Origin of the sequence: Brevibacterium sp. 91QC2O2, assembly GCF_024580695.1 — a bacterium.
Taxonomy (GTDB): domain Bacteria; phylum Actinomycetota; class Actinomycetes; order Actinomycetales; family Brevibacteriaceae; genus Brevibacterium; species Brevibacterium moorei.
In genome coordinates this window covers 38,583-51,981 of the sequence record NZ_JANIJY010000005.1, presented here as the reverse complement: position 1 = coordinate 51,981, position 13,399 = coordinate 38,583, and the positions used below count along the sequence as shown (strand labels likewise).

Here is a 13,399-nt window from a genome sequence, read left to right as displayed (position 1 = left end):
CCCGGTCAGAGCCCCAGCGCGCCCAGTGCCACTGCTGCGGAACGCACAGCGACCACGTCCAGGCTCAGGTGGAAGTCCTGATCGGCCGCGGGCCCGCACAAGTCCGAGATTCCCCGCACCGCAGTCATCGGCACACCGATCGACCACGCGACCTGCGCGATGGCGGTGGTCTCCATATCAGTGCTCAACGCACTGGGGAAGGCCTGCCGGGCATCGCCCACATTGTGCGCGGTGACGAAAGAGCCTCCGGCGAGCATCTGCCCTACCAGCAGCTGTCCGGCAGCAACGGAGGCCCCCTCGACCTCGTCGGCAACCTGCGGAATCGGGGTGGTCTGAGCCCGGGCGATGAGCGCCTCGGCTCCGGGATAGGACTCGGGCATGCCGGGCACCTGCCCGCGCACATATCCGAAGGCGGTGCCGTCGGCGTCCGTGAAGGTGAAGTCCCGACCCACGGCCACATCGCCCACATTCACATCCTGGCGCAGTCCGCCGGCGGAACCGGCCGAGACGATCGCCGACGCCTTGAGAACGGCCAGCGCCAGGGTCGCGGCCGCCGCGGCATTCACCAGACCGATCCCCGCGCGCACCAGTACGAACGGATTCCCGCCAGCCGTCTGCAGCGCATAGAAACGGGCCCGCCCCACATCGATCGGCTCGGCCAACGCGGTGATGCCCTCGGCCGCGGGTTGAACGGCATCGGGCAAGAAGGGTGCGGCCTCCTCATCCATCGCCACCTGGATGGCGGGGGCGCCGACGATTGCGGCGAACTCGGCGGGGAACGGTGTGGGGCAGGATGCAAAGGTCGAAACGGCAGCGGAAGTCATAGGAACATTCTCCCAGAACACAGCGTCGCCCTGTAGGTGTGACCAACATCGCGCAAAGTAGGGCTCCACCTCGCATCGTTCCCTTTGCGCCGGTGCTCGCGGGCGCGCTAAGCTGGACACTGCCGTTTTTTCGCCGGCCGCGGTTCCATAGTGCTCGCAACATCAGGTTCGGGCGCCGCGCAGCGATCTTGTAGGAGGGTTCTCATGGCACTTGATTCCGCTATCAAGCAGGAGATCATCAAGGAATACGCAACTCACGAAGGCGACACGGGTTCCCCCGAGGTTCAGATCGCCGTTCTGTCGCGCCGCATCTCGGACCTGACGGAGCACTTCAAGGAGCACACCCACGACCACCACTCGCGTCGTGGCCTGCTGCTGCTGGTCGGCCGTCGTCGCCGTATGCTGAAGTACCTGGCGGACGTCGACATCGAGCGTTACCGCTCGCTGATCAAGCGTCTGGGCCTGCGCCGCTGATTCCAGCGCGCTGAAGCCGGCTGAAAGCCCGGTCGAGTCACCGACTCGACCGGGCTTTCGTCATCTCAGGGCAAACCCGGCTCAGCTAACCCGGCTCATCGGTACAGGCTCGCGCTGACCTGGGCGATCGTGCGCACCCGGCCGGCGGCCTCGCCCACCACTCGCAGCACTGCGAAGGTCCGCCCCAGGGATTCGATGTGCGCGGTGTAGGAGATCTCCAGCCCCGTGGGCATGGGCCTCGGATACGAAATGTGGATCGAGGTCGGCAGCAGCTCGCTGCCCTTGGCCTCCAGGGCCAACTCGGCCGTCCGCATCGAGGCCATGAGCGCCACCCCGCCATGCTGATTGCCCGATGAGTTCTGCGAGGTCGGGCCCACTGTGAATGTCATCCTGGCATCCCCGCCGGCACTCCACTTGGCACCCAACAGCTCATCGACCCCGTGTGCGGTCGCAGCCCCCGGCATCTCCGGATATTCCGGCTCGACCTGTGTGTCTGCGGTATAGCGCGAACGCTGCAGCACCTGGGCGACCAGCCGGCCCTCGGCGGTGACCGCTTGGCCCACCGACACGGCCTCGACGTCATTTGCCGCCAGGGTCTGCGCGTTGACAGTCACTGTCTCGCCCACGGCGAGCGGCGCGCCCAGTAGGTTCATCTCGATATCGCTGCTGACCGTCCAGTTCGGGTGCGTTACGGCATCGACCACTGCATAGCCGGTCGCCTCGTCGGCCAGGACGCCCAGGGCTCCGGCGGTCAGTCGGCCGGGTGCCGCCTGCAGGCGCGGGCCCAGGGTCATCGTGGACGAGGCCACACCGTCGCCCATGGTCAACTCCAGATCCCCCACGTGGCGGGCCAGCCTCCGACTGCCGGCGGGCACGCCCATGGCCTCCAGAGCGGCGCGGCGCTGGGCCGCGGGTGCCAGCTCAACGGCGGGGAGCGGGGGAGTCGGCTGGGAATGAGTCATCGGACACCTTTCACTGTTCTTCATCGGACACTGATTGGTAGACTAGAACAGTCCATGCCCCAGGACCCACTCAGGATCCGGTGATCGGTAGTGACCTCCGCAAGACGAAAACGAATGTGCGTGGGTCTCGATCGATGATCGGACGGGTGGACGGGGCACCCTCCATTGAACGGAGTTACCTTTGGGTCTCAATCCCGAATCCGCCGTCGCCCATATCGATAACGGGCGTTTCGGCAAGCACACCGTGCGCTTCGAAACCGGCCGTCTGGCCCAGCAGGCCGCCGGCTGCGCCGTCGCCTACCTGGACGACGAAACCATGCTGCTCTCGGCCACCGCCGCGGGCAAGCACCCCCGCGAGGGCTTCGACTTCTTCCCGCTGACGGTCGACGTCGAAGAGCGTTCGTACGCAGCCGGCAAGATCCCCGGCTCGTTCTTCCGCCGCGAGGGCCGTCCCTCGACCGACGCGATCCTGACCTGCCGCCTGATCGACCGCCCTCTGCGCCCGTCCTTCGTCAAGGGCCTGCGCAATGAGGTGCAGATCGTCATCACCGTCATGTCGATCCACCCGGATCACCTGTACGACACCCTGGCCATCAACGCCGCCTCGATGTCGACCCAGCTCTCCGGCCTGCCCTTCTCCGGCCCGATCGGCGGCGTGCGCGTCGCCCTGATCGACGGCCAGTGGGTTGCCTTCCCGAACTACTCGCAGCTGAAGGACGCCGTGTTCGACATGGCCGTCGCCGGCCGCGTGGTCGGTGACGACGTCGCGATCATGATGGTCGAGGCCGAGGCCACGGAGAACGCCGTTGACCTGATCAAGGCCGGTGCCAAGGCGCCGACGGAAAAGGTCGTGGCCGAAGGCCTCGAGGCCGCCAAGCCCTTCATCCGCGAACTGGTCCGCGCTCAGCAGGAACTGGCCGACAAGGCCGCCAAGCCCGTCGTCGAATTCCCCGTGTTCAAGGACTACGAGGACGACGTCTACGAGGACGTCAAGGCCCTGGCCTTCGACAAGCAGACGCAGAACTTCACGATCGCCGACAAGCAGGAACGCGAAGCCGCCGGCGACGCGCTGCTCGACGATCTCATGTCCCAGCTGGGTGAGAAGTACGCCGGCCGGGAGAAGGAAATCGCCGGTGCGCTCAACGCCCTGACGAAGAAGATCGTGCGCCAGCGCATCCTGAAGGAACAGGTCCGCATCGACGGCCGTGGCCTGAAGGACATCCGTCCGCTGACCGCCGAGGCCGGCGTGCTGCCGCGCGTCCACGGCTCGGCCATCTTCGAACGCGGCGAGACCCAGATCCTGGGCGTCACCACGCTCAACATGCTGAAGATGGAACAGCAGATCGACTCGCTGTCGCCGGTGACCTCGAAGCGCTACATCCACCACTACAACTTCCCGCCGTATTCCACCGGTGAGACGGGCCGCGTCGGCAGCCCGAAGCGCCGCGAGATCGGCCACGGTGCCCTGGCCGAACGCGCCCTGGTGCCGGTGCTGCCCTCGCGTGAGGACTTCCCGTACGCGATCCGCCAGGTCTCCGAGGCCCTGGGCTCGAACGGTTCGACCTCGATGGGCTCGGTCTGCGCCTCGACGATGTCGCTGCTCAACGCCGGTGTGCCGCTGCGCGATATGGTCGCCGGCATCGCCATGGGCCTGGTCTCCGACGTCATCGACACCCCCGACGGTCCGCAGACGGCCTATGCCGCCCTGACCGACATCCTGGGCGCCGAGGACGCGTTCGGCGATATGGACTTCAAGGTCGCCGGCACCAAGGACTTCGTCACGGCCATCCAGCTGGACACGAAGCTCGACGGAATCCCCTCGCAGGTGCTCGACGCAGCACTCGGCCAGGCCCGCGAGGCCCGCCTGGTGATCCTTGACGTGCTGGCCGGGGCCATCGACGCCCCCGCGGAAATGGCCCCCACGGCCCCGCGCATCATCTCCGTGAACATCCCGGTGGACAAGATCGGCGAGGTCATCGGCCCGAAGGGCAAGATGATCAACCAGATCCAGGAGGACACCGGCGCGGACATCACGATCGAGGACGACGGCACCGTGCTGATCGGCGCGACCGACGGTGCGGCCGCAGAAGCCGCGCGCTCGGCCGTCAACGCGATCGCGAACCCGCAGGTTCCCGAGGTCGGCGAACGCTACCTGGGCACCGTCGTCAAGTGCATGAGCTTCGGCGCGTTCGTCTCGCTCACGCCCGGCAAGGACGGTCTGCTGCACATCTCCGAACTGCGCAAGCTCAACGGTGGCAAGCGCGTCGAGGACGTGGAGGACGTCGTCTCCGTGGGTCAGAAGATCCAGGTCGAGATCTCCAAGATCGATGATCGTGGCAAGCTGTCGCTGGTCCCGGTCGTCGAGGAGGACTCCGATGACGAAGCCGAGGCGGAGGACTGATCCGCAATAGTGCATACTGAAGCACTCCTGGGGGAGGGCAGTGGGGTTTTCCGCACTGCCCTCCCTTCGGGTATCAGGGTCATTACGGAGACGATGCCCGGCCTGTCGAGCGAGACGGTGGGCGTCTGGGTCGATTCCGGTTCGCGTGATGAGACCCCGGAGACCGCCGGGTCCACACACTTCCTCGAACATATGCTGTTCAAAGGCACGCACCGCCACTCCTCGAAGGACATCGCGCGGATCTTCGACCTGCTGGGCGGGGACTCCAATGCGGTGACCGCCAAGGACTACACCTGCTATTTCGCCCGCTGCATCTTAGATGATCTGCCGCAGGCCACCGATCTGCTGTGGGACATGGTGCTCGACGCGCTGCTGGACGCAGGCGAGTTCGAACGCGAGCGCGGCGTCATCATCGAGGAACTCGCGATGGCGGCCGACGACCCGCTGGATGTGCTGTTCGAAACCGCCGACCAGGTGTTCTACTCCGATCAGCCCTTGGGCCGGCCGGTGGGCGCGACCCGCGAGCGGATCCGGGACCTGGGCCACGGGGAGCTGCTGGAGCACTACAGGCACGCCTATGTGGGCCCACGGTTGGTGTTCGCGGCCGCCGGCGGGGCGGGCCACGAGCAGATTGTGGACCTGGTCCTGCGCGCCACCGCGCACCTGCCCGCGGTGGCTGGGACCGAGGTTCCAGCCGGTGGCGCTGTTACCGGCTGGGCCGCTGGTCGCGCCAACGGCACGGGCGCGCGCCCGGCGCGGGCTACCTCGGTCTTCACCCCGGGCGTGCAGTTGCTGGGCAAGGACCTCGAACAGCAGCAGCTGCTGCTGGGCTTCGAGGGTGTGAGCGAACTGGGCGAGGACCGGTTCGCCTCCACCGTGCTGCAGTCCCTGTTGGGTGGCGGCATGTCCTCGCGTCTGTTCCAGAGCGTGCGGGAGGAGCACGGGCTGGCCTATTCCGTGTACTGCACGGGTGCGCGCTACCCCGATGTGGGCGATTTCGGCATCTACGCCGGGTGCGCCCCGGAGAAGGCGCAGCAGGTGCTCGACCTGTGCCAGGCGGAGTTCGAACGCCTGGCCGCTCTCGGCCCCTCGGCCGCCGAGGTCGTCGATGTCGCGGCCCAGGCCTCGGCCGCCACTGTGCTGGGGATGGAGTCGACGGCGGTGCGGATGAACCGCCTGGCCCGCTCCGAACTGACCGGGCAGCGGCTGCGCAGCGCCGAGTGGATCGTCGATGCGGTGCGCTCGGTCACCGGTGCGCAGGTGCGCGAGCTGGCGGCGCGGATGCTGGCCGGTCCCCGGGCCCTGGTGGCGATCGGTCCGCGCACGGATCTGCACCTGCCCTGAGGAGGGTCTCCTCTGAGACATGAACTCGTTCCGAGCGGGGTCCACCGCGAAATCCGTCCCAGATGCCGGTCATATGGCGTCTGGGACGGTCCATTTCGCTGACAGGGAATACTCAATGCCCCTGCAGGCGTTGTCCATCACGACGGCCTTCGATAAGGTCGAAGGTGATGGCGCTGGAGGCCCCCGGTGGTTTCCCGCCCTCGCAATCACATACTCTCAAGGAGGATTCACATGGTTGAGCAGTACACGCTCCCGGAACTGCCGTATGATTACGCGGCACTCGAACCGCACATCTCCGCGAAGATCATGGAACTGCACCATGACAAGCACCATGCGACCTACGTCAAGGGCGCGAACACCGCCCTCGAACAGATGGCCGAAGCCCGCGACAAGGGCGACTTCGGAACCATCGGCAAGCTCTCGAAGGACCTGTCCTTCAACCTGGGCGGCCACATCAACCACTCGATCTTCTGGAACAACATGAGCCCGGACGGTGGCGACAAGCCGACCGGTGAGCTCGCCGCTGCGATCGACGATCAGTTCGGTGGCTTCGACAAGTTCCAGGGCCAGTTCACCGGCACGGCCACCTCGATCCAGGGCTCCGGCTGGGCCATCCTGGGCTGGGACACGCTGGGCCAGCGTCTGACCCTCGAGCAGCTTTACGATCAGCAGGGCAACGTGCAGGTCGGCTACATCCCGCTGCTGCAGCTGGACATGTGGGAGCACGCCTACTACCTGGACTACACGAACGTCAAGGCTGACTACGTGAAGAACTGGTGGAACGTCGTCAACTGGGCCGATGTCCAGGGCCGCTTCGACCGCGCCACCGCTCAGACCAAGGGCCTGCTCTTCGGCTGAGTCGAACACGACCCCGGTTCCGCCGAACCGGGCGTTTGAATGACAACCGCCCCGCACCTGGGAACAGGTGCGGGGCGGTTGCATATTCAGTACTCGGACTCAGCCGGGCCCTGCGGAACAGCAGGGTCGGTGGAACAGGTCAATCCAGACCGCGGGGGACCGCGTCGAGCAGCATACGCGTGTACTCATCGCGCGGCCTCGCCAGCACCCGGGCGGTCGGCCCGGATTCGACCTCGTGGGCATGCGAGAGCACCAGCACCTCGTGGGCGACCTGGGCTACCACCGCGAGGTCGTGGGTGATGAACAGATAGGTCAGCCCCATTCGTTCCTGTAGCTCGGTGATGAGTTCGAGGATCTGCGCCTGCACGGTGACGTCCAGCGCGGACACGGCCTCGTCGAAGACCACCACATCCGGGTCGACGATGAGCGCACGCGCAATCGCCACCCGCTGCAGCTGCCCGCCGGAGAGCTCGCGGGGCCGTCGATCGGCCAGCTGAGGATCGAGGGCGACCATGCGCAGCGCCTCGGCGATCCGTTCGGCGCGGTCCGATCTGGTCCCGATCCGGAAATTGCGCAGCGGTTCTGCCAGGCTCGCCCCGATCGTGTGTTTGGGATCCAGCGCGGTCGCCGGATTCTGGAACACCAGTTGGACGCGCCTGCGGTATTCGGTGTCGCGCTCCGGCGGCAGTTCCGTCACCGGCATGTCGGCGACCCTGATCCGACCGGAATCCGGTTTGAGATAGCCCGAGAGCATCTTGCCCACCGTGGACTTGCCCGAACCCGATTCGCCCACCACGCCCAGGGTCTTTCCGCGCGGAATGGTGAACGATACGTCCTCACTGCCGATCACTCCGGCGTCGGTGCGCGCATAGACCTTGGTGATGCCGTGCACCTCGACCACGGGTTCGGCGGCGGGGTCCGTCGTTCCGGCACCATCACCCGTGGCAGCGGTGGCCCCGGCGGTGTCCGCGGCAGCGCCCGCCGGAACCTCGGTCGCGGAGAGCGCGGCCAGCTCCAGCCGTGGCACATCTGCCAGCAGCCGGCGCGTGTACTCCGATTTCGGACGTGCGATGATCCCGGCCGCCGGGCCCGATTCACGCACCCGGCCGTGCTGGACCACCGTGAGCGTCTGCGCGCGCTCCGCGGCGACCGAGAGGTCGTGGGTGATGAACAGGATGCCCATCCCGGTGTCCGCCTGCAGCCGATCGAGCAGATCGAGGATCCGCTTCTGCACCGTCACGTCCAGTGCGGACGTCGGCTCATCGGCGATCAGCAGACGCGGGCGCAGTGCGATCGCCGAGGCGATGAGCACGCGCTGGCGCATCCCGCCGGAGAGCTCGTGCGGGAACTGACCCGCGCGCAGCTCCGGTCGGTCGATCCCCACCATCTCCAGTAGGTCCACGACCCGCTGTCTGCGCGCGGTGCGGTCCAGATCGGTGTGGATGCGCAGGGACTCCTCGACATTGCCCAGAATCGTCTTGACCGGATTGAGTGAGTTGCCCGGATCCTGCGGCACATAGCCGATCTCCTTACCGCGCAGGCGCTTGAACGCCCGCGGCGAGAGCTGCGTGAGTTCGTGTGTGCCGGAATCCGTGTGCAGGCGGATACTGCCGCCTGACAGTTCCGCATTGCCGGCCAGCAGCCCCAAGGCCGCCGAGGCCGTGGTCGACTTGCCGGAACCCGATTCGCCCACCACCGCCGCGGTCTGGCCCGCCGGCACGCGCAGGCTGATCCGGTGCAGGGCGGGAACGGGGTCACCGGAGCGCGACCGGTAGTCCACCGATAGATCCTCGATTTCGAGAACCGGGGTGTCATCGCCGTGCACGGTGTTCCGGGTACTGTTCGCTGTGTTCATTCGCCCAGTGTTCATTCGCCTACCTCCCGCAGGACGCTGCCCAGGCGGTTGGTCGCGACCACGACCGCCATCACGATAATGCCCGGCAGCACGGTCAGCCACCAGGCGGTGGCCACGAAATTGCGGCCCTCGGAGATGATCAGACCCCATTCCGGGGTGGGCGGGGGAGTCCCGTAGCCCAGGAAGCTCAGGGTCGAGATCTGCAGGATCGCGCTGCCCAGCTGCAGCACCGCCAGGGCAAGCAGCGGACCCGAGGCGTTGGGCAGGACGTGGTGGATGAGCACCTTCGTGTGATTGGCCCCCGAACCGTAGGCCGCCGCGACATAGTCACTGCGCACGATCCCCAGGGTCTGCGCGCGGGCCAGCCGAGCGAACTGGGCGATCGCGGTGATTCCCACGGCCAGGGCCACATTCACGGTGCCGAAGCCCAGTATGATGACCACCGACAGGCTCAGCAGGATGCCGGGGATGGACACCAGCACGTCGACGATGCGCATGAGCACATCCTCGATCCAGCCGCGCTGAGTACCGGCGATCACGCCGATCGCGGTACCGATCACCAGACCGACGGCCACCGCGATGATCGCCGCCAGCAGGGACCGGCCGGCTCCGTAGACCATCCGGGCGTAGACATCGCGGCCCACCTGATCGGTGCCGAACCAGTGTTGGGCATCCGGTGGCAGGAGCGAAGCGGTGGATCCGCCGTCCAGGGGATCCTGGCCGGTGAACAGGCCGGGGAACAGAGCCCACAGCACGGGGATCAGGACGATGAGTCCGGCCAGCAGGGTCAGGGGTTTGAGCCAGGGGGAGTTCCGCAGCGCGGTACGGCGTGGCTGAGCCTTGTTGTTCTTCAACGGGGTGTTCATGCCGCCGCCTTCCGGGTGCGCAGGCGCGGGTCGATCAGTGGATAGAGCAGATCGACCAGCAGGTTGACGATGACGAAGCCCAGTGTTGCGATCACCACGATCGTCAGGAGCACGGGATTGTCGCGGTTGGCCACGGCCTGCGCGGTCAGCGCACCGATCCCATTGCGCCCGAACACGGTCTCGGTGACCACGGCGCCGGCGACCAGTTCGCCGAACACCAGGCCCGCGATCGTCAACGCGGGACTGATCGCATTGCGCAGCACCGCGTGGACGAACAGCCAGGCGCCCGCGGCGCCCTTGGCCCGGGTGACGCGCACATAGGGCTGGGCCCTGACCTCGGCCACGGAGCGGATGAGCACCTGTGCGATCGGCGCCGAGATCGGCAGGGCAATCGTCACCGAGGGCAGGATGAGCGATTCGAAGGGCCCGGGATCGACCACGTTGATCCAGCCCAGCCGGAAGGACACGAACTCGACCAGGATGATGCCAAGCCAGAAGACGGGAACGGAGATGAACAGGCTGGGCAGGGAATCGGCCACGTCGCGCAGCCAGCGGAACCGGCCGTAAGAGGCCACCAGGGTCACGATAACGGCCAGGACCAGCGCGGAGACGAACCCCGTCAGGGCCAAGACCGCGGTCGAGGGCAGGGCCGCGGAGACCAGCGTCGACACTGCGGCACCCGTCTGGGTGGAGAAACCGAAATCGCCTGTCAGGAAGCCCAGCAGCGTGCTGGCGTACTGCTGCCACCATGGCAGGTCGGCGCCGAAGGACGCCCTGATGCCCGCGATCTCGTCTTTCGACAGGCCCAGCGCAGGATCGGAGAACCGGGCCATCACGCCGTCGCCTGGCAGGATCAGCAGCAGCAGGGACGCCAGGGTGAAGGCCAGGAACAGCACCAGGACCGCCTGGCCCAGGCGCGCCAGAATGTACTTCGGAGTCGAGGTCATGCCTCCTCACCCCTCCCCGCACCATCGGCCAGCCAGGTGTTGTAGAAGGTGGGCCGGCCCACTGGCTCGGTGAAGAAGCCCTGGACCTCCTGCCGGAAGCCGAAGACCTGCGGCTCCTCGAACAGCGGCAGGACCAGTGCCTGGTCGATCACGTGCTGCTGGAACTCGGCCAGGGCGCGCTCGCGGTCGGCCGCCTTGGCAGAACCCGTGATCCGGGCCAGGATCCGCTCGACCTCCTCATCGCCCCAGGCACCCGATTCCTCATCGTGGTTGGCCAGGGCGTCACGATTGTTGATCGACCATTCGCTGGCGACCACGTCGTAGTCGGCCCTGGCCACCATCGCGTGGTAGACCTGGACCTTCTCGATGTCCTGGGAATCGAGGTCCTGTTGGACCTGGTCCCCGTCGTTGATGCTCAGGCCCACGCCGATCCGTGCGAAGTCCTCCTGCACCAGGGTCATCACCTCCTTGGACCTCGGCTGGGGCAGGGCGGTGTTCGAGCGCAGGGCCAGACGCGCACCGTCCTTGACCCGGATCCCGTCGGCGCCGCGCACCCAGCCGGCCTCATCGAGCAGGGCGTTCGCGCGATCCACATCGTGGACCCAGGCATCATCGGGCGCCTTGACGTAGCCGGCGGCCCCACGGGCGACGACCCCGGTGGCCAGCGGGTAGGTGTCGGTGAACAGTTTGGTGAGGATCCGCTGCCGGTCGATCGAGGCGATGAGGGCCCGGCGGACCCGGATATCGGCCAGCAGGCGGTGCCGGGAGCGCAACGAGATGTTGTTGTTGACCCCGTTGGTGGGCGCGGCCACCAATTGCAGGCCCTTGTCCTTGATGCGCGCCTGGTCGGGCGCCTGGATGTCGCGCACACCCTGCACCTGGCCGGACACGAGGGAGCCGATGCGCACCGAGTACTCCTTGTTGACCCGGTAGTCGATCCCGTCCAGGTACGCCCTGCCCTGGTGTTTGAAGTGCGGTGGGGCCCAGTCGTAGTCCTCCCTGGCCCTCACACTCAGTAGTGTGCCGACCCGTTCAGCGGTGATCGCGAAGGGTCCGCAGGTGGCGATCTTCGCCGCACTTCCCGGCCCGAAGCCCGCGGAGTCCAGCTTCAGTGTGGCGTCGGCCAACAGGCCGGAGTTCATCGTGGAGACCGCCTGGGCGAAGCCGGGCGCCGGCTTGGAGAAGCGGAAGCGCACGGTGTGTTCGTCGAGCACCTCGCCGCCGGCGTAGTTCGTCACCTGTTCGGACACGGCAAGGCCGCGTGCCTTGTCGCCGCGGCCGTAGAGCTCGAAATTGTCCACCACGTTCTGCGCGGTCAGCGCCGAGCCGTCGGAGTAGGTGATGCCGGGGCGCAACGTGAAGGTGTATTCGGTGGCGTCGGCGTTGATGCGCGGCAGTGCCGTGGCGATCCAGGGATAGAGCTTGAGTGTCTGCGGATCCTGATAGAGCAGACGCGCGGTGATGTTGTTGAGTATTCCGCCGTTGGGGTAGAAACCGCCTGCCGGCGGGTAGAGCACCGTCCAGCTCTGCGGTTCGAAATAGTCGAGTACCCCGCCGGGCACGGGCTTCGCGCCGGCGGGCACCGCGGTATCGGGGTGGGTGCAGGCGCTCAGCAGCAGCATGCCGGTCAGGCCCAGGCCAGCGCCGAGCACGGCGCGGCGGGTGGGTCCGGGACTGCTCGGGGGCACGCCGGCGCCCGAGTCCTGTTGGCTTGTGGAATGGTCGAATGGCCGATGTGGGCGCGCAAAGGGGCGCAAAGGAGGCACGAAAGGTCTTTCTGAGGAATGTGAACGGGGGAGACGGGGGACGCTCAGCGGCGTCGCGTCAGTGACAGCAGCAGGTGGTGACTGCCATCAGGTCGATGTGCAGACGGCGCCAGCAGCACAGGCACTGCGGACGGGCGGACACAGAGAAGTTCACTGCTCCATTGAACCCCAGAAGCCCGGGCGGTGCCTAATCGGGTGTCATCTCGGCGACACAGCCGATGTCACACTGTGGCGTCGGCGCGGAGACGGGCGCGGACCTCTGATAGGTTCGCGCCATGACTTCGAACACCGATACCGGAGCGACTCCGCAGACGCCCGCGACCCAGATCCCGGCCGAACTGGACCACCTGGTCTACGCCGTGCCCAACCTGGCCGAGGCCACGGCGGAATTCGCCCGGCTGACCGGCCTGGCCCCCGAATTCGGAGGAGCCCACGTGGGTCTGGGGACCGCGAATTTCCTGGTCCCCGTGGTGCCGGCCGGTTGGCCCGCCGATTCCCGGACCTACCTGGAGATCCTCGGCCCGGACCCGCAGCAGGCCGGTGCCGCACTGGGCAAATCGCAGCTGGGCAATGTCGATTCCGCACACCTGCAGCGCTGGGCGATCCACCCCGCGGACTTCCCCGCCACGGTTGACGCCGCCCACGCAGCCGAGGTCCCCGTCGGCCGGGTGCACGAGATGTCGCGGGCGACCCCGGAGGGCGGCCTGCTGCAGTGGCGTCTGACCCGCGCCGAGCACGCCGCAGACGAGCCACTACCCTTCGGCGGCGGTCTGCCCTTCCTGATCGACTGGCGCGATTCGGTACACCCCGCCGAGCGCCTGCACGGTAACGGTTCGGCGGTCGCCACGCTGGAGGAGCTGGCCTTCTTCGGTCCCGATCCGCAGGCCTTCGCCGCGGCCCTGGCCGTGCTGGGCATCGAGGCGGAGGTCGAACAGGCGTCTACTCCCGGCTACCGCGCTGTACTCGGCACCCCGGGCGGCCAGGTGGAGCTGTCGACCGAACACGGCATCCAGCAGATCTGAGACCTGTCCGGGGAGAGGACCCGGAGACGTCGAACGGCCGGGCCGCGCCGTCAACGGGGTTCAATCCCCGGCGTGTCCCG

11 protein-coding genes are annotated in these 13,399 nt (G+C 67.2%); 5 read left to right on the top strand and 6 right to left on the bottom strand.

Translation table 11 applies throughout. The annotated features are described in order from the left end of the window. Nucleotides 1–5: 5 nt before the first annotated feature. Nucleotides 6–824 (bottom strand): 5'-methylthioadenosine/S-adenosylhomocysteine nucleosidase, encoded by an 819-nt coding sequence (gene mtnN / locus NQ036_RS05645; protein ID WP_257057611.1) that lies wholly within the window; start codon nt 822–824, stop codon nt 6–8. A 204-nt stretch (nt 825–1,028) separates the two neighbouring features. Between mtnN and rpsO the strand changes: the two genes are divergently transcribed. Beyond that, on the top strand, nt 1,029–1,298 hold the full coding sequence (rpsO, locus tag NQ036_RS05640) for a 30S ribosomal protein S15 (RefSeq protein WP_257047463.1): 270 nt from the start codon (nt 1,029–1,031) through the stop codon (nt 1,296–1,298). A gap of 95 nt (nt 1,299–1,393) precedes the next feature. On the opposite strand, the gene NQ036_RS05635 is transcribed toward rpsO, so the two are convergent. Further along, nucleotides 1,394–2,260, bottom strand: coding sequence for an acyl-CoA thioesterase domain-containing protein (locus NQ036_RS05635; protein ID WP_257047464.1), 867 nt, complete (start codon nt 2,258–2,260; stop codon nt 1,394–1,396). Between the two features lie 181 nt (nt 2,261–2,441). Between NQ036_RS05635 and NQ036_RS05630 the strand changes: the two genes are divergently transcribed. From NQ036_RS05630 to NQ036_RS05620, 3 genes are all read left to right on the top strand, one after another. Further along, a complete protein-coding gene (locus NQ036_RS05630) occupies nt 2,442–4,661 on the top strand; it encodes a polyribonucleotide nucleotidyltransferase (protein ID WP_257047466.1) in 2,220 nt (739 codons plus the stop codon). 9 nt (nt 4,662–4,670) lie between these two features. Continuing rightward, nucleotides 4,671–6,005 carry a pitrilysin family protein gene (locus tag NQ036_RS05625; protein ID WP_257057608.1) on the top strand — a complete coding sequence of 445 codons (1,335 nt, stop codon included), beginning with the start codon at nt 4,671–4,673 and terminating at the stop codon, nt 6,003–6,005. A gap of 231 nt (nt 6,006–6,236) precedes the next feature. Beyond that, nucleotides 6,237–6,863: a superoxide dismutase gene (locus NQ036_RS05620; RefSeq protein ID WP_257047468.1), complete on the top strand. Its 627-nt coding sequence runs from the start codon at nt 6,237–6,239 to the stop codon at nt 6,861–6,863. Nucleotides 6,864–7,002: 139 nt separating this feature from the next. Here NQ036_RS05620 and NQ036_RS05615 read toward each other — a convergent pair whose 3' ends face one another. The 4 genes from NQ036_RS05615 to NQ036_RS05600 are packed head-to-tail and all read right to left on the bottom strand — an operon-like array spanning nt 7,003 to nt 12,219. Further along, nucleotides 7,003–8,718, bottom strand: a complete 1,716-nt coding sequence (locus tag NQ036_RS05615) for an ABC transporter ATP-binding protein (RefSeq protein WP_257047469.1) — start codon at nt 8,716–8,718, stop codon at nt 7,003–7,005. Between the two features lie 11 nt (nt 8,719–8,729). Then, entirely contained in the window at nt 8,730–9,584 is an 855-nt protein-coding gene (locus NQ036_RS05610) for an ABC transporter permease (protein ID WP_257047471.1), read from the bottom strand. Then, nucleotides 9,581–10,531 carry an ABC transporter permease gene (locus NQ036_RS05605; protein ID WP_257047474.1) on the bottom strand — a complete coding sequence of 317 codons (951 nt, stop codon included), beginning with the start codon at nt 10,529–10,531 and terminating at the stop codon, nt 9,581–9,583. The genes NQ036_RS05610 and NQ036_RS05605 overlap by 4 nt, the downstream gene beginning before the upstream one ends. Then, a complete protein-coding gene (locus NQ036_RS05600) occupies nt 10,528–12,219 on the bottom strand; it encodes a TIGR04028 family ABC transporter substrate-binding protein (RefSeq protein ID WP_257047477.1) in 1,692 nt (563 codons plus the stop codon). The genes NQ036_RS05605 and NQ036_RS05600 overlap by 4 nt, the downstream gene beginning before the upstream one ends. A gap of 353 nt (nt 12,220–12,572) precedes the next feature. On the opposite strand from NQ036_RS05600, the gene NQ036_RS05595 reads away from it, so the two are divergent. After that, nucleotides 12,573–13,319 carry a VOC family protein gene (locus NQ036_RS05595; RefSeq protein ID WP_257047478.1) on the top strand — a complete coding sequence of 249 codons (747 nt, stop codon included), beginning with the start codon at nt 12,573–12,575 and terminating at the stop codon, nt 13,317–13,319. The last annotated feature ends 80 nt before the right edge of the window (nt 13,320–13,399 follow it).